This is a genomic window from Pseudomonas sp. QLc11A (assembly GCF_052112305.1).
Taxonomy (GTDB): Bacteria; Pseudomonadota; Gammaproteobacteria; order Pseudomonadales; family Pseudomonadaceae; genus Aquipseudomonas; species Aquipseudomonas laurylsulfatiphila.
The window spans coordinates 167,651-184,246 of the sequence record NZ_JAVAJJ010000006.1; the positions used below are offsets into that span (position 1 = coordinate 167,651).

14 protein-coding genes and 1 pseudogene are annotated in these 16,596 nt (G+C 57.1%); 4 read left to right on the top strand and 11 right to left on the bottom strand.

The genetic code is table 11. The features are described 5' to 3' along the window. Positions 1–2: 2 nt before the first annotated feature. From Q8X48_RS11480 to rpmH, 8 genes are all read right to left on the bottom strand, one after another. Complete coding sequence (locus Q8X48_RS11480) at positions 3–800, bottom strand: ParA family protein (RefSeq protein WP_008002319.1); 798 nt, start codon at positions 798–800, stop codon at positions 3–5. Positions 801–818: 18 nt separating this feature from the next. Next, positions 819–1,463 carry a 16S rRNA (guanine(527)-N(7))-methyltransferase RsmG gene (gene rsmG, locus Q8X48_RS11485; RefSeq protein WP_407800723.1) on the bottom strand — a complete coding sequence of 215 codons (645 nt, stop codon included), beginning with the start codon at positions 1,461–1,463 and terminating at the stop codon, positions 819–821. Then, on the bottom strand, positions 1,460–3,358 hold the full coding sequence (gene mnmG / locus Q8X48_RS11490) for a tRNA uridine-5-carboxymethylaminomethyl(34) synthesis enzyme MnmG (protein WP_407800722.1): 1,899 nt from the start codon (positions 3,356–3,358) through the stop codon (positions 1,460–1,462). Before mnmG ends, rsmG begins: the two co-directional genes overlap by 4 nt. Positions 3,359–3,908: 550 nt before the next feature. Beyond that, positions 3,909–5,279, bottom strand: coding sequence for a tRNA uridine-5-carboxymethylaminomethyl(34) synthesis GTPase MnmE (gene mnmE / locus Q8X48_RS11495; RefSeq protein ID WP_407800721.1), 1,371 nt, complete (start codon positions 5,277–5,279; stop codon positions 3,909–3,911). A 79-nt stretch (positions 5,280–5,358) separates the two neighbouring features. Continuing rightward, complete coding sequence (yidC, locus tag Q8X48_RS11500) at positions 5,359–7,038, bottom strand: membrane protein insertase YidC (RefSeq protein WP_015097447.1); 1,680 nt, start codon at positions 7,036–7,038, stop codon at positions 5,359–5,361. A 2-nt stretch (positions 7,039–7,040) separates the two neighbouring features. Beyond that, entirely contained in the window at positions 7,041–7,286 is a 246-nt protein-coding gene (yidD, locus tag Q8X48_RS11505) for a membrane protein insertion efficiency factor YidD (RefSeq protein WP_010207715.1), read from the bottom strand. Continuing rightward, on the bottom strand, positions 7,279–7,680 hold the full coding sequence (rnpA, locus tag Q8X48_RS11510; protein ID WP_015097448.1) for a ribonuclease P protein component: 402 nt from the start codon (positions 7,678–7,680) through the stop codon (positions 7,279–7,281). The genes yidD and rnpA overlap by 8 nt, the downstream gene beginning before the upstream one ends. 16 nt (positions 7,681–7,696) lie before the next feature. Continuing rightward, positions 7,697–7,831, bottom strand: coding sequence for a 50S ribosomal protein L34 (gene rpmH / locus Q8X48_RS11515; RefSeq protein ID WP_003213577.1), 135 nt, complete (start codon positions 7,829–7,831; stop codon positions 7,697–7,699). 566 nt (positions 7,832–8,397) lie between these two features. Between rpmH and dnaA the strand changes: the two genes are divergently transcribed. From dnaA to gyrB, 4 genes are read left to right on the top strand one after another with little or no spacing between them, the layout of a single operon-like run. Further along, entirely contained in the window at positions 8,398–9,918 is a 1,521-nt protein-coding gene (gene dnaA / locus Q8X48_RS11520) for a chromosomal replication initiator protein DnaA (protein WP_407800720.1), read from the top strand. 39 nt (positions 9,919–9,957) lie between these two features. Next, positions 9,958–11,061: a DNA polymerase III subunit beta gene (gene dnaN / locus Q8X48_RS11525; RefSeq protein WP_007969885.1), complete on the top strand. Its 1,104-nt coding sequence runs from the start codon at positions 9,958–9,960 to the stop codon at positions 11,059–11,061. Positions 11,062–11,081: 20 nt separating this feature from the next. Further along, positions 11,082–12,185, top strand: coding sequence for a DNA replication/repair protein RecF (gene recF, locus Q8X48_RS11530; protein ID WP_007985068.1), 1,104 nt, complete (start codon positions 11,082–11,084; stop codon positions 12,183–12,185). A 5-nt stretch (positions 12,186–12,190) separates the two neighbouring features. Then, positions 12,191–14,608 carry a DNA topoisomerase (ATP-hydrolyzing) subunit B gene (gyrB, locus tag Q8X48_RS11535; protein ID WP_007969881.1) on the top strand — a complete coding sequence of 806 codons (2,418 nt, stop codon included), beginning with the start codon at positions 12,191–12,193 and terminating at the stop codon, positions 14,606–14,608. A gap of 231 nt (positions 14,609–14,839) precedes the next feature. On the opposite strand, the pseudogene Q8X48_RS11540 reads toward gyrB, so the two are convergent. The 3 genes and pseudogenes from Q8X48_RS11540 to gmhB form a co-directional block, all read right to left on the bottom strand. Beyond that, positions 14,840–14,982: pseudogene (locus Q8X48_RS11540) on the bottom strand (winged helix-turn-helix domain-containing protein); the annotation flags it as partial. Between the two features lie 216 nt (positions 14,983–15,198). Next, positions 15,199–15,978: a lysophospholipid acyltransferase family protein gene (locus Q8X48_RS11545; protein ID WP_126048410.1), complete on the bottom strand. Its 780-nt coding sequence runs from the start codon at positions 15,976–15,978 to the stop codon at positions 15,199–15,201. Between the two features lie 82 nt (positions 15,979–16,060). Beyond that, entirely contained in the window at positions 16,061–16,594 is a 534-nt protein-coding gene (gmhB, locus tag Q8X48_RS11550; protein WP_095964418.1) for a D-glycero-beta-D-manno-heptose 1,7-bisphosphate 7-phosphatase, read from the bottom strand. Positions 16,595–16,596: the final 2 nt, after the last annotated feature.

Below are 16,596 nucleotides of genomic sequence, written 5' to 3' on the forward strand. Positions count from 1 at the left end.
CCTTAAGTTGCCTGAGCGGCGGCGATGCGTGAGTTTTTGCGTTGACGACGAACCATTTCGCCCGCCAATGCCAGATAGGCAACGGCACCTCGCGACGATTTGTCGTACGCCAGCGCCGGCATGCCGTAGCTTGGCGCTTCGGCCAGACGGATGTTGCGCGGAATGACGGTGTCGTAGAGCTGTTCGCCGAAGTGTTCCTTGAGCTGCGCCGAGACATCGTTCATCAGGCTCAGGCGCGGGTCGTACATCGTCCGCAGCAAGCCTTCGACCTTGAGGTTCGGATTGAGCAGTTCAGCGATACGCTTGATGTTATCCACAAGGTCGCTCAAGCCTTCGAGTGCGAAGTACTCGCACTGCATGGGGATAATGACCCCATCGGCGGCAACCAGTGCGTTCAAGGTCAGCATCGACAGCGACGGCGGGCAGTCGATCAGGATGTAATCGTAGTTTTCCCGGATCGGCGCCAGCGCACTGCGCAGACGGCTTTCCTTCATCTGCATTTCCAGCAGCACCACTTCGGCCGCGGTAAGGTCGCGGTTGGCCGGCAACAGCTGGTAACCACCGTGTTCGGAGAAGTGCATGGCCTGGGCCAGGTCGCACTCACCGATCAACAGGTCGTAGACCGAGTTTTCCAGACCATGTTTATCCACACCGCTACCCATGGTGGCGTTGCCCTGTGGATCGAGGTCGATCAACAGCACCCGGCGCTTGGTCGCGACCAGGGATGCTGCGAGGTTGATGCAGGTGGTGGTTTTGCCCACGCCACCTTTTTGGTTCGCTATCGCGAATACCTTAGCCATTCTTGCTTGTGTTCCCAATCATGCCGTGCGGCGCAGTATCAGCAGATGGCGTTGGCCTTGGCAACCAGGTACGGCCAGGGCGTGTTCGCTATCGAGGTGGAAGTCTGCCGGCAATGCTACCAGCTCATCGGCCGGATGAACGCCCTTCATTGCCAGCCAGCGTGTTTCGGCGTCGCCGAGGTGGCGAGTCCAGTTGCTGAAGTTTTCCATGCTGCTGAACGCCCGGGAAATGATCCCGTTGAAGGGCTGGGCAGGCTGGAACGCTTCGACGCGACTGTGGATAACTTGCAGGTTATCCAGTTTGAGTTCGAGTTTGACCTGGGTCAGGAAGCGGGTTTTCTTGCCGTTGCTGTCCAGGCACGTCACCTGGGACTCGGGAAACAGGATAGCCAGCGGAATGCCGGGCATGCCGCCGCCACTGCCAACGTCGAGCCAGCGTCCGTTTTCGATGAATGACATCACGCTCAGACTGTCGAGCAGGTGACGGGAGACCATTTCGTCCGGATCACGCACGGCGGTGAGGTTGTAAGCCTTGTTCCATTTGATCAACAGGGCCAGATAACCCAGCAGTTGCGCGTGCTGGGTTTCTGTCAGCGTGACGCCAAGCTGGCGGGCACCTGTGGATAACTCTTCTGCATGTTGCGAAGTGACCAACGAACTCAAGCGCTTTGCTCCAACTGACGGCCCGCGCCGCGTTTTTTCAAATGAATCATCAACAGCGAAATGGCTGCCGGCGTTACGCCCGGGATACGCGAGGCCTGGCCCAAGGTTTCAGGGCGAGTCGCACCGAGCTTGCTCTGGATCTCTTTGGAGAGACCGGAAATATTCGTGTAATCGATATCCACAGGCAGTTTGGTGTCTTCGCTGGCGCGCAGCCGGGCGATTTCATCCTGTTGACGATCGATGTAGCCGGCGTACTTGGTCTTGATTTCGACCTGTTCGGCGACTTGTGGATCTTCTGCGCCGCCTCCGGTCACGGCGATCAGACCAGCGTAGTCGATTTCCGGACGACTCAAGAGATTCAGCAAGTTGTATTCGTGGGTCAGCGGCGTGCCGAATTTTTCGGCAATCGCATCGCCCTGTTCGGTGCCCGGGCGAACCCAGGTGCTTTTCAGGCGCTGCTCCTCCAGTTCGATGCTTTCGCGTTTTTTGCAGAAAGCCGCCCAACGCACGTCATCCACCAGGCCAAGTTCGCGACCTTTTTCGGTCAAGCGCAGGTCGGCGTTGTCTTCGCGCAGGATCAAACGGTATTCGGCGCGGGAGGTGAACATCCGGTACGGCTCTTGGGTGCCGAGGGTAATCAGGTCGTCGACCAACACGCCGATATAGGCCTCGTCGCGACGCGGGCACCAGGCGTCTTTGCCCTGCGCGCGCAGTGCCGCGTTGGTTCCGGCGAGCAAACCCTGGGCGCCGGCTTCTTCGTAACCGGTCGTGCCGTTGATTTGCCCGGCGAAGAACAGGCCGCCGATCACTTTGGTTTCCAGGCTGTACTTCAGGTCGCGCGGATCGAAGTAGTCGTACTCGATGGCGTAGCCCGGGCGCACGATGTGTGCGTTTTCCATGCCGCGGATCGATTGCACGATCTGCAATTGCACATCGAACGGCAAGGATGTGGATATCCCGTTCGGGTACAGCTCGTTCGTGGTCAAACCTTCCGGTTCGATGAAGACCTGGTGGCTTTCCTTGTCGGCAAAGCGATGAATCTTGTCTTCGATCGACGGGCAGTAACGCGGACCGATGCCTTCGATCTCGCCTGCATCGGAATACATCGGCGAACGGTCGAGGTTCGCCGCAATGATCTCGTGGGTACGGGCGTTGGTATGAGTAATCCAGCAACTGATCTGCCGTGGATGCTGCTCTTTGGAACCCATGAACGACATCACCGGGATCGGCGTATCGCCGGCCTGCTCGGTCATCACCGAGAAATCCACAGAACGGGCGTCGATACGCGGCGGCGTACCTGTCTTCAGGCGACCGACCCGCAAAGGCAATTCACGTAGACGGTGAGCCAGGGCAATCGACGGAGGATCACCGGCACGGCCGCCGGAGAAATTCTGCAAACCAATGTGGATAAGTCCACCAAGGAAGGTGCCGGTGGTCAAAACCACCGAGTCGGCGAGGAAACGCAGGCCCATCTGGGTCACTACGCCGCGCACTTGCTCCTGCTCGACGATCAGGTCATCAGCGGCCTGTTGAAATATCCACAGGTTCGGCTGGTTTTCCAGGATTTCGCGGACAGCGGCCTTGTACAGAATCCGGTCGGCTTGTGCACGGGTTGCACGCACGGCCGGGCCTTTGCGGCTGTTCAACACACGAAACTGGATGCCGCCTTTATCGGTAGCGATGGCCATCGCGCCGCCGAGGGCGTCAATTTCCTTGACCAGGTGGCTTTTGCCGATCCCGCCAATGGCCGGGTTGCAACTCATGGCACCGAGGGTTTCCACGTTATGCGTCAGCAAAAGGGTTTTCACCCCCATACGTGCTGAGGCCAGTGCTGCCTCGGTACCGGCATGACCGCCGCCGATGACGATCACTTCAAAACGGGAAGGGAAATCCACCACGCACCTCGTGCCTGCTTAAGTAGGTAATTCAGGAATAGTTTGAGCTCAGGTTTTCGGACCTGGTCGACAAGTATAGGGACTTCGCCCTTCCTAAAGAACCCTTTGCACAAAATTTAACCAGCTGTGGAAAAGTCGGAGTTATAGAAATTAAAAAGAGAGAAATTTATTAAATCTTTGTTTTTATGTTTATTTCTATGCACCTGCCTTTCTGTGGATAGATCTCTACAGGCCTTTATTTTCAATATGTACAGCGATTCAAAACCCTGTGTTCATGTACCAATGAGGCCCTTGGATAACCGGTGTAAGCCTGTGGATGAAAGGGGTGGTTATCCACAGTGGCGGTTATGTTCAGTTTTCAGGCCCTGTTATCAACTGACCTTAGCGGCGGTTATTCACAGGGCTTAATCCACAGAAAAGTGTCGTTTGCCCGAAATTCAGGCACGAGAATTCCGCTCAAGCAGGCAAAGTCCGCTCGGCACTGGAGGGGTTATTCAGAAAAAGAGAGAGCAGACAGGCACGAACGGCCTGTCTGTGAATACCAGGAGGGCTACTTGCCGATACAGAAGCTGGAGAAAATTCGCCCCAACAGGTCGTCAGAGCTGAAGGCGCCGGTGATTTCTCCCAGCGACTGCTGAGCCTGGCGCAGATCTTCGGCCAGCAACTCGCCAGCACCGGCCAAGGTCAACTGGGCACGACCATGCTCGAGGGCAGTACTGGCATGACGTAGCGCCTCCAGGTGGCGCCGGCGAGCACTGAAGCTGCTTTCGGACGTTTGCTCGTAGCCCATGCAGGCCTTGAGGTGATCACGCAGCAGCTCCAGACCGACACCTCCGGACCTGGCGCTCAGGCTGATGGTGACGTGGCCGTCGTCGCTGATCTCCATGGCAGTGGCTTCGCCCGTAAGGTCGGCCTTGTTGCGGATCAGGGTAACTTTCGCGGGATCGGGACGGGTTTCGAGAAATTCCGGCCACAGTGCGAACGGATCGATGGCTTCCGGCGCGGTGGCATCGACCACCAGCAGTACCCGATCCGCTTCACCGATGGCTTTCAAGGCACGTTCCACGCCGATTTTTTCCACATGGTCATCGGTATCGCGCAGACCGGCGGTATCCACCACATGCAGCGGCATGCCATCGATGTGGATATGTTCACGCAGTACGTCCCGGGTGGTGCCGGCAATTTCGGTCACGATCGCCGCTTCGCGCCCGGCCAGTGCATTGAGCAGGCTGGATTTACCGGCATTCGGACGACCTGCAATGACCACTGTCATGCCGTCTCGCAGCAAGGCACCCTGCCCGGCTTCACGCATGACAGTGGATAACTCGTCGCGCACTTTGTCGAGCATGCTCAGGACATGGCCATCGGCGAGGAAGTCGATTTCCTCTTCCGGGAAATCGATGGCCGCTTCGACGTAGATGCGCAGGCCGATCAGTTGCTCGGTGAGGTTATGCACACGTGACGAGAAAGCACCTTGCAGGGAGCGCAACGCATTTCGCGCAGCCTGGGCAGAACTGGCTTCAATCAAGTCGGCAATGGCCTCGGCCTGGGCCAGGTCAAGCTTGTCGTTGAGGAACGCACGCTCGCTGAATTCCCCCGGCCGGGCAAGCCGGCAACCCAGTTCCAGGCAGCGCTTGAGCAACATATCCAGAACAATCGGGCCACCATGTCCCTGGAGTTCCAGCACATCTTCCCCGGTAAACGAGTTTGGCCCCGGAAAATACAGCGCGATGCCCTGGTCCAGCACCTCGTCGTGTTCACCAAAAAAGGGACCGTAGTGGGCAAATCGCGGCTTGAGCTCGCGACCACTGAAAGCCTTGGCCGCAACGCTGGCCAACGGCCCGGAGATACGCACGATGCCTACACCGCCACGACCTTGAGCGGTGGCGACGGCGGCGATGGTTTCACGAGGAACGCTCATAAACCGGTATCCAGACAAAAGTGACAGATAGCAAAACGCCCCACTAGGGGGCGTCTTGAGTGGTTATCCACAGTGTAAATCAGGCAGCTGCTTTGGCAGCCGCTTCGATCTTACGAGTGATGTACCACTGTTGGGCGATCGACAATACGTTGTTCACTACCCAGTACAGCACCAGACCCGCCGGGAACCACAGGAAGAAGAAGGTGAAGATGATTGGCATCATTTTCATGACCTTCGCCTGCATCGGATCCGGAGGAGTCGGGTTCAACTGCTGCTGGATGAACATGGTTGCACCCATGATGATCGGCAGAATGAAGAACGGATCCTTGATCGACAGGTCAGTAATCCACAGCATGAACGGCGCCTGGCGCATTTCAACGCTTTCCAGCAGAACCCAGTACAGCGAGAGGAAAACCGGCATCTGCACGAGGATTGGCAAGCAACCACCCAGCGGATTGATCTTCTCTTTCTTGTACAGCTCCATCATGGCTTGCGACATTTTCTGCCGGTCATCGCCATGTTGCTCTTTCAGCGCGGCCAGTTTCGGTGCCACTGCACGCATGCGCGCCATGGATTTGTAGCTGGCAGCCGACAACGGGAAGAAGATCCCCTTGATCAGCATGGTCAGGAAGATGATCGACCAGCCCCAGTTACCGACCAGCGCGTGGATATGTTGCAGCAACCAGAAGATTGGCTGGGCAATGAACCACAGAATGCCGTAGTCGACGGTCAATTCCAGACCTGGGGACAACTCTTTCAGCACGGCCTGGCTTTTCGGGCCGGCGTACAGAACAGCGCTGGTCTCGGCCTTGGCGCCCGGGGCAACACTCATCGATGGGCCGGTGTAGCCGATGATGTAGTTGCCTTTGCTGTCTTTACGGGTCTGGACGACGTTGTTTTCGCCCTTGGCCGGAATCCATGCGGTCACGAAGTAGTGCTGCAACCAGGCAACCCAACCGCCAGTGACGGTTTCTTTCACCGGCGCCTTGTCCATGTCCTTCATGGACACTTTCTTGTACGGCTCCGAACTTGTCCACAGGGCGGCGCCCAGGTAAGTCGCGGTGCCGGTGGCCGTGGTCGACGAAGGATCGGCGCTGGCGTCACGCTTCAACTGGGCGAACATCGCACCGGTCCAGGGCTGGGCGCTCTGGTTGTCGATCAGGTAGGAAACGGTTACGTCATACAAGCCGCGTTTCAGGGTGAAACGCTTGATGTAGTTGACGCCGTCCTTGCTGAACTTCAGGTCCACGACCAATTGGTCCTGACCGTCAGCCAGCTGATAAACCTTCTTCTCCGAGGAATAAACCGGACGACCGGCCGGATTTGCATCCGGACCGTTGGTGCCGATCAGACCGCTTTGTGCCAGATAAGTACGTTCGCCGCCGTTATCGAACAGCTGGAACGGAATTTCCGGGTGATCCTGACGACGCGGATACAGCGGCAGGGTCAACTGGGCAACATCACCACCTTGTGGATCGATAGCCAGGTCCAGTACATCCGTTTTGATCTGGATGAGGTCCTTGCTCACAGCCACCGGTGTTTCGGCAGGTGCGCTGGTGTCGCTAGCAGCACGTGGAATGTCGTCACTGGCGGAAGCGTTGGAGCCAGATGCCGTATCCGGCAGGCCCGATGCAGTCGTATTGGTGGCAACATTCTGAGTCGGCAGGGCAGCCTGGCCATAGTCCTGGTTCCATTTAAGAACCATAACGTAGGACACGATTGCCAGGGCGACGATCAGGATCGTGCGTTTGATATCCATGATTACTCGGCCATCGAAGAAGAACGGGAGGTAGGGATAGGTGGAACCGGGTCATAACCACCGGGATTCCACGGATGACAGCGACCTAAACGACGAAAGGTCAGCCAGCCACCGCGAAGAAGGCCATGATTTTCGATGGCTTCTAACGCGTAGCAGGAACAACTGGGGTAGAAACGACAGTGACTGGCCATCAGGGGACTAATGGCATAGCGATAAAACTGAATCGGAACGAGTGCCAGTTTACGCATCTGGACTGTCTACCCCTACAGTTTCGGTTTTGACTGCTGGTACCGGCGAACTGCGAGCCAGGCGTTTCCAGAGTTTGCCGAAATGCTGAATCAATTCGGGGTTTTCTACGTCACCCAAACCTTTGCGCGCGACGATAACAATGTCCCAGCCGACCAGTGAATCCTGGTTCAGACGAAACGATTCGCGCATAAGACGTTTGAGGCGATTGCGCTCGACGGAGAGCTTTACGCTCTTTTTCCCGATAACCAACCCGAGACGGGGGTGATCAAGATCGTTGTTGCGCGCAAGGAGCAGGAGATTTTTCCCCGGAACCTTGCCGGTAGGGGAGTCAAAGACTGCCTTGAAATGCCGGGGAGTAAGCAGACGCTTTTCCCGACTGAAGTCCTGACTCACCTCCAGTGCCGGCTTATCAAACTGCCAGACGCGCACGACCTTTGGCGCGACGACGCGACAGTACGGCACGACCGTTCTTGGTAGCCATGCGAGCACGGAAACCGTGGGTACGAGCGCGTTTGATAGTGCTTGGTTGGAAAGTACGTTTCATTGTCGTGTTACCTGGTTCGTCCACAACGGGCCGGAATGGCCCCCGTTTTAAGAGACCGGGGATTCTAGAGAAAGCAAGCCTTCAGGTCAATTTCCAACCAGCGTTTCCTTATAAATAGATCTCCAGGCGTTTTGCGCTGAACGAACCGCGGGTAAATATAAAAATAAGAAAGGAAAGTATTTAAAGCTTTTCTGTAAAGCTTATAAAAGCTACGCCCGGACTCTTCTGTGGATAAGTGCCTTTAGCCCTTGTTTTACCTGCTGTACAGAGAATGACAACTACAGTGGAAAACCGTGTTCAGCCTGTGCTGCGCTATCGGATAACCTGTGTGTGGAAAGCCGGTTTATCCACAGGCCGGTTATCCACCGAGTTTCGCTCCCACTTGTGCAATGACCTTAACCCCGGTTATCCACAGAGCTTATGCACAGACCACTGGTCGTCTTTTTTGCGTATGAAACGGCGATTCTTCTTGGTCGATGAACCACCTTCGTGTGGATAAGTCGGCGTCTGGTCGCTACAATGGCCGCTTGTTTTTGCCTCACCGGCTTTCAACTTAGGGGATATCCGTGTCAGTGGAACTTTGGCAGCAGTGCGTGGAGCTTCTGCGCGATGAGCTGCCTGCCCAACAATTCAACACTTGGATCCGTCCACTACAGGTCGAAGCCGAAGGCGACGAGTTGCGTGTCTATGCACCCAATCGTTTTGTTCTGGACTGGGTCAACGAAAAGTACCTGGGGCGTGTTCTCGAATTGCTCGATGAGCACGGCAATGGCATGGCGCCTGCGCTTTCCTTATTAATAGGCAGCAAACGCAGTTCGGCACCGCGTGCCGCGCCAAATGCTCCCCTGGCAGCCGCCGCTTCCCAGGCCCAGGCTGCTCAAGCACCCGCCAGTCCGCCGCCAGCACCTGCTGCGGCTTCGACCAAGCGCACCACGCAAAAAATGGCCGAGGTCACCGAGGAAGAACCTTCCCGTGACAGCTTCGATCCGATGGCCGGCGCCAGTTCGCAACAGGCCCCGGTTCGTGCCGAGCAACGTACCGTGCAAGTCGAAGGTGCGCTCAAGCACACCAGTTACCTGAACCGCACCTTTACCTTCGAGAATTTCGTCGAAGGTAAATCCAACCAGTTGGCACGCGCCGCCGCCTGGCAGGTGGCCGACAACCCCAAGCACGGTTACAACCCGCTCTTCCTTTATGGTGGCGTTGGCCTGGGTAAAACCCACTTGATGCACGCTGTGGGTAACCACCTATTAAAGAAGAACCCGAACGCCAAGGTGGTGTACCTGCATTCCGAGCGTTTCGTGGCGGACATGGTCAAGGCCCTGCAACTGAACGCGATCAACGAATTCAAACGCTTCTACCGTTCGGTGGATGCGTTGCTGATCGATGACATTCAGTTCTTCGCCCGTAAAGAGCGTTCCCAGGAAGAGTTTTTCCACACCTTCAACGCCCTGCTCGAAGGTGGCCAGCAGGTCATTCTCACCAGTGACCGCTACCCGAAAGAAATCGAAGGCCTTGAAGAACGCCTCAAATCCCGCTTTGGCTGGGGCCTGACCGTAGCGGTCGAACCACCGGAGCTGGAAACCCGCGTGGCGATCCTGATGAAGAAGGCCGATCAGGCCAAGGTCGAGCTGCCGCATGACGCCGCGTTCTTCATTGCCCAGCGTATCCGCTCCAACGTCCGTGAGCTGGAAGGCGCGCTCAAACGCGTGATCGCCCACTCGCACTTCATGGGGCGCGATATCACCATCGAGTTGATTCGCGAATCCCTGAAGGACTTGTTGGCGTTGCAGGATAAACTGGTCTCTGTGGATAACATTCAGCGCACCGTCGCCGAGTACTACAAGATCAAGATCTCCGACTTGCTGTCCAAGCGTCGTTCTCGCTCGGTCGCACGTCCGCGTCAGGTTGCAATGGCCTTGTCCAAAGAGTTGACTAACCACAGCCTGCCGGAAATCGGCGACGTGTTTGGCGGCCGCGACCATACGACTGTTTTGCACGCCTGTCGCAAGATCAACGAACTTAAGGAATCCGACGCGGACATCCGCGAGGACTACAAGAACCTGCTGCGTACACTGACCACTTGATGAACACCAGCGCAGCTAATTAAGGCAAGGGACTAGACCATGCATTTCACCATTCAACGCGAAGCCCTGTTGAAACCCCTGCAACTGGTCGCAGGCGTCGTCGAACGCCGCCAGACCTTGCCGGTGCTCTCCAACGTGCTGCTGGTTGTCGAAGGCCAGCAATTGTCGCTGACCGGTACCGACCTGGAAGTCGAGCTGGTTGGTCGTGTTCAACTCGAAGAGCCGGCGGATCCGGGTTCCATCACCGTGCCTGCGCGCAAGCTGATGGACATCTGCAAGAGCCTGCCAAACGATGCGCTGATCGACATCAAGGTCGATGAGCAGAAGCTTGTGGTCAAGGCCGGCCGTAGCCGCTTCACCTTGTCGACGCTGCCGGCCAACGACTTCCCAACCGTGGAAGAAGGCCCGGGCTCGCTGACCTGCAGTCTGGAGCAAAGCAAGCTGCGCCGTCTGATCGAGCGCACCAGCTTCGCCATGGCCCAGCAGGACGTGCGTTACTACCTCAACGGCATGTTGCTGGAAGTTTCCGCTGGTGTGATCCGCGCCGTGGCCACCGATGGTCACCGCCTGGCCATGTGCTCGATGCAGGCCGATATCGGTCAACCGGATCGTCACCAGGTGATCGTACCGCGCAAAGGTATCCTCGAACTGGCACGCCTGCTCACCGAGCCGGATGGCAATGTCAGCATCGTTCTGGGTCAGCACCACATCCGCGCCACCACCGGTGAGTTCACCTTCACCTCGAAACTGGTCGACGGCAAATTCCCGGACTACGAACGCGTTCTGCCAAAAGGCGGCGACAAGCTGGTACTGGGCGATCGCCAGGCGCTGCGCGAAGCGTTCAGCCGTACCGCGATCCTGTCCAACGAGAAGTACCGTGGTATCCGTCTGCAACTGGCCAGCGGTCAGCTGAAGATTCAGGCGAACAACCCGGAGCAGGAAGAAGCGGAAGAAGAAGTGGGCGTTGAATACAACGGTGGCTCTCTGGAAATCGGCTTCAACGTGAGCTACCTGCTCGACGTGCTGGGCGTGATGACCACTGAGCAGGTTCGTCTGATCCTGTCCGACTCCAACAGCAGTGCGCTGGTGCAGGAATCGGATAACGACGACTCGGCCTACGTTGTCATGCCGATGCGTCTGTAATCATGCCCAGCAGAAGCTAGATGTCCTTAAGTCGCGTCTCGGTCACCGCGGTGCGCAATTTGCACCCGGTGACCTTCTCCCCCTCCCCACGCATCAATATCCTTTACGGCGCCAACGGCAGCGGCAAAACCAGTGTTCTGGAAGCCATCCATCTGCTGGGGCTTGCCCGTTCGTTTCGCAGCACCCGACTGTTGCCGGTCATTCAATACGAGCAACTGGCGTGCACCGTCTTTGGCCAGGTTGAACTTGCGGAGGGTGGGCACAGCGCCTTGGGCATTTCGCGGGATCGCCAAGGCGAATTCCAGATCCGTATCGATGGGCAGAACGCCCGCAGCGCCGCGCAACTGGCGGAAATCCTGCCACTGCAACTGATCAATCCTGACAGCTTTCGATTGCTGGAAGGTGCGCCGAAGATTCGCCGACAGTTTCTCGACTGGGGCGTGTTCCACGTGGAACCGCGCTTCATGTCAACCTGGCAGCGCCTGCAGAAGGCCCTGCGCCAGAGAAACTCTTGGCTGCGGCATGGTACACTTGACGCCGTTTCGCAAGCGGTTTGGGACAGGGAACTGTGCCAGGCCAGCGCTGAAATTGATGAATACCGCCGCGCTTATATCAAAGCCTTGAAACCAGTCTTTGAACAAACCTTGAGCGATCTGGTTGAGCTTGAAGGCTTGACGCTCAGCTATTACCGCGGCTGGGACAAGGACCGTGAACTGAGTGCTGTGCTCGCCGGGTCTCTGCAGCGGGACCAGCAAATGGGGCATACCCAGGCCGGACCACAACGTGCTGATTTGCGTCTCAGACTGGGCGCACATAACGCCGCGGACATCTTGTCCCGTGGCCAGCAGAAGTTGGTGGTTTGCGCATTGCGGATTGCCCAAGGGCACCTGGTCAGTCAGGCTCGACGCGGTCAGTGTATTTATCTGGTGGATGACTTGCCGTCCGAGCTGGACGAGCACCACCGTCGCGCGCTTTGCCGCTTGTTGGAAGACTTACGCTGCCAGGTATTTATCACCTGTGTAGATCACGAATTATTGAGGGAAGGCTGGCAGACGGAAACGCCAGTCGCTCTGTTCCACGTGGAACAGGGCCGTATCACCCAGACCCACGACCATCGGGAGTGAAGGCATTGAGCGAAGAAAATACGTACGACTCAACGAGCATTAAAGTGCTGAAAGGCCTGGATGCCGTACGCAAACGTCCCGGTATGTACATTGGTGATACCGACGATGGCAGCGGTCTGCACCACATGGTGTTCGAGGTGGTCGATAACTCGATCGACGAAGCGCTCGCCGGCTACTGCGACGACATCAGCATCATCATCCACCCGGATGAGTCCATCACCGTTCGCGACAACGGCCGTGGCATCCCGGTAGACGTACACAAAGAAGAAGGCGTTTCGGCAGCCGAGGTCATCATGACCGTGCTGCACGCCGGCGGTAAATTCGACGACAACTCCTATAAGGTTTCCGGCGGTCTGCACGGTGTGGGTGTGTCGGTCGTTAATGCCCTGTCGGAAGAGCTGGTCCTGACCGTTCGCCGTAGTGGCAAGATCTGGGAACAGACTTACGTCCACGGTGTTCCGCAAGAGCCGATGAAAATCGTTGGCGACTCCGAAACCACCGGTACGCAGATCCACTTCAAGGCTTCCAGCGAAACCTTCAAGAACATCCACTTCAGCTGGGACATCCTGGCCAAGCGGATTCGTGAACTGTCTTTCCTCAACTCCGGTGTCGGTATCGTCCTCAAGGATGAGCGCAGCGGCAAGGAAGAGCTGTTCAAGTATGAAGGCGGCCTGCGTGCGTTCGTTGAATACCTGAACACCAACAAGACCCCGGTCAACCAGGTTTTCCACTTCAACATCCAGCGTGAAGACGGCATCGGCGTGGAAATCGCCTTGCAGTGGAACGACAGCTTCAACGAGAACCTGTTGTGCTTCACCAACAACATTCCACAGCGCGACGGCGGCACTCACCTGGTGGGTTTCCGTTCCGCACTGACGCGTAACCTGAACACCTACATCGAAGCAGAAGGCCTGGCGAAGAAGCACAAGGTTGCCACTACCGGTGACGATGCCCGTGAAGGCCTGACCGCGATCATTTCGGTGAAGGTACCGGATCCGAAGTTCAGCTCCCAGACCAAAGACAAGCTGGTGTCTTCCGAAGTGAAGACCGCGGTCGAACAGGAAATGGGCAAGTACTTCTCCGACTTCCTGCTGGAAAACCCGAACGAAGCCAAGCTGGTCGTCGGCAAGATGATCGACGCGGCACGTGCCCGTGAAGCGGCGCGCAAGGCCCGTGAGATGACCCGCCGCAAAGGCGCACTGGACATCGCCGGCCTGCCGGGCAAACTGGCGGACTGCCAGGAAAAGGACCCTGCCCTGTCCGAACTGTACCTCGTGGAAGGTGACTCCGCGGGCGGCTCTGCCAAGCAGGGACGTAACCGCAGGACCCAGGCAATTCTGCCCCTCAAGGGTAAAATCCTGAACGTCGAGAAGGCACGCTTCGACAAGATGATCTCTTCCCAGGAAGTAGGCACCTTGATCACCGCGCTGGGCTGTGGCATCGGTCGCGAAGAGTACAACATCGACAAGCTGCGCTATCACAACATCATCATCATGACTGATGCTGACGTCGACGGTTCGCACATCCGTACCTTGCTGCTGACCTTCTTCTTCCGTCAACTGCCGGAGCTGATCGAGCGTGGCTACATCTACATCGCCCAGCCGCCGCTGTACAAAGTGAAGAAAGGCAAGCAAGAGCAATACATCAAGGACGACGACGCCATGGAAGAGTACATGACGCAGTCGGCCCTGGAAGATGCGAGCCTGCACCTGAACGAGGAAGCACCGGGTATCTCCGGCGAAGCCCTTGAGCGTCTGGTGAACGACTTCCGTCTGGTCATGAAGACCCTCAAGCGTCTGTCGCGCCTGTACCCACAGGAACTGACCGAGCACTTCATCTACCTGCCGGCGGTCAGCATGGATCAACTGTCCGATCACGCAGCGATGCAGGATTGGCTGGCCCAGTACGAAGTGCGTCTGCGCACCGTCGAGAAGTCGGGCCTGGTCTACAAGGCCAGCCTGCGTGAAGATCGTGAACGTAACGTCTGGCTGCCAGAGGTCGAACTGATCTCCCACGGCCTGTCGAACTACGTCACCTTCAACCGCGACTTCTTCGGCAGCAACGACTACAAGACCGTGGTTTCCCTGGGCGCTCAACTGAGCACCTTGCTGGACGACGGCGCGTACATCCAGCGTGGCGAGCGCAAGAAGCAGGTCACCGAGTTCAAGGAAGCCCTTGAGTGGTTGATGGCCGAAAGCACCAAGCGTCACACCATCCAGCGATACAAAGGACTGGGCGAGATGAACCCGGATCAGCTGTGGGAAACCACCATGGACCCGGGCTCGCGCCGCATGCTCAAAGTGACCATCGAAGACGCCATTGGCGCGGACCAGATCTTCAACACCCTGATGGGTGATGCGGTCGAACCTCGCCGTGACTTCATCGAGAGCAACGCCCTGGCGGTGTCCAACCTGGATTTCTGATCACCGGTTGACGCCAACGAAAAGGCCAACGCATTGCGTTGGCCTTTTTTTTGCCTATTTCACTGGCTTGAGCATGGGCACAGTCCGTCGTAGGAGCCAGCTTGCTGGCGATGGTCGTTAACGATAACGCGGGTGAACTGGATAAACGCGGCGCACTTGAGTCCATCGCCAGCAGGCTGGCTCCTACAGTTTCCCGGGAATGCGTGAAGAACCTTTTTTATTGCCTGTGTTTTACTCGCTCGCCGGTGCCACACTCTCCAACCGATACCCATAAATCGTCAGCAACTGCCAACCGCAATCCGCTGTCAGCCAAGCTTGTTGCGCAGGCGGTAGATGTGGGTGGCCAGCGTCCGGGACGAGGATATTTCTTCGTGAATCGAACGATCCAGGTTGCTCCGTCATGTCGACTGCCGATGATTATTCCGGGCATAAAAAAACCGGCTATATCAGCCGGTTTTTTTACGTCCGAAAAAAACTTATGCACGTTTTTATGGGATTTATCATTCTAAGAAATATGTAAAAGAATCATAAAGTTACGTACAAATAACGACGGTTTTCGATGAAACGGTACACAGGTTATCCACAGAATCTCAGACAGCCACCTGGTCGTTTGAAACCGGTGCTTGCGGAGCCGGTGGCAGTGAGCCCATTTCCCGTTGCATCTGCTCGTTCCAGGCCTGGACCCGGTCGTTCAATTCAGCAATGGCTCGTGGTCCGGTGCCTTCGGCATACATCGGTGTACCAATGATCACGGTGATGACGCCCTGCTTCTTCGCCCAACCGGTTTTCGGCCAGAACTTGCCGGCGTTGTGCGCAATCGGCAACACGGGCAATTCGGCGTTGACCGCCAATGCACTGCCACCGCGCGAGAACTTTCCGATGGTGCCATAGGGAACTCGCGTGCCTTCGGGGAAGATCAGCACCCAGACATTGTCCTTGAGCAACTCATCGCCTTTCTGCGCCACATGCTTGAGTGCGGCTTTCGGGTTGTCGCGATCGATGGCGATCGGTCGCAGCATGGCCATGGCCCAACCGAAGAACGGCACATAGAGCAATTCGCGTTTGAGCACCTGGCTGAGCGGCGAGAAGTAGGCAGAGAGAAAGAACGTCTCCCACGTGCTCTGGTGGTTCGACTGAATGACGCAAGGCCGTTCAGGGACGTTCTCGGCACCCTTCACTTCGTAGCGGATACCCAGAAACACTTTGCTCAGCCACAAGGCGCAGCGGCACCAGTACACGTTGATGAAGCGATAGCGCGCCTTGAACGGCAGAAACGGCGCGATAAAAAAACTCAGGCTGCACCACAGCAAGGAGCTGGTGCCCAGCAGCAGGTAAAAGAGGAAGGTTCTGATGGCCTGCAGTATCGACATGGTGACGGTTACCGTGCGGGCTTTGCCCGTCTATATAAAGCGCACTTCCGATCACTCCCTGGTCAGGAGTCTCGAAAACGCTCTAATTGTGGATAAGTTCTGCGGCAATCGCCGCCAGATCGTCAAAAATCAAGGTGCCTGCCGGTAAGGTCTTGCCCAAGGTTTTTTCGCCTTTTCCGGTCTTAACCAAAACTGGCTGTGAATCGACGGCTTTAGCGGCTTCCAGGTCACCAAGGCTATCGCCGACGAACCATAGATCAGTCAGCGATACGTTGTAATGTGCGGCGATGCTTTTCAACATCCCGGGTTTCGGCTTGCGGCATTCGCAGCCTTCGTCCGGCCCGTGGGGGCAGTAGACGATCAGGCCGACTTCACCACCCTGCTCCGCCACCAGCGCGCGCAAGCGCTCGTGCATGGCATCGAGGGTAGCGAGGTCGTAGTAGCCGCGAGCGATGCCCGACTGGTTGGTAGCGACTGCTACCGTCCAGCCGGCCTTGCTCAACTGCGCGATGGCTTCGATCGAACCGGGGAGTGGAATCCACTCCTCCACCGACTTGATGTAAGCGTCGGAGTCGTAATTGATCACCCCGTCCCGATCGAGAATCAGCAGTTTCAAAC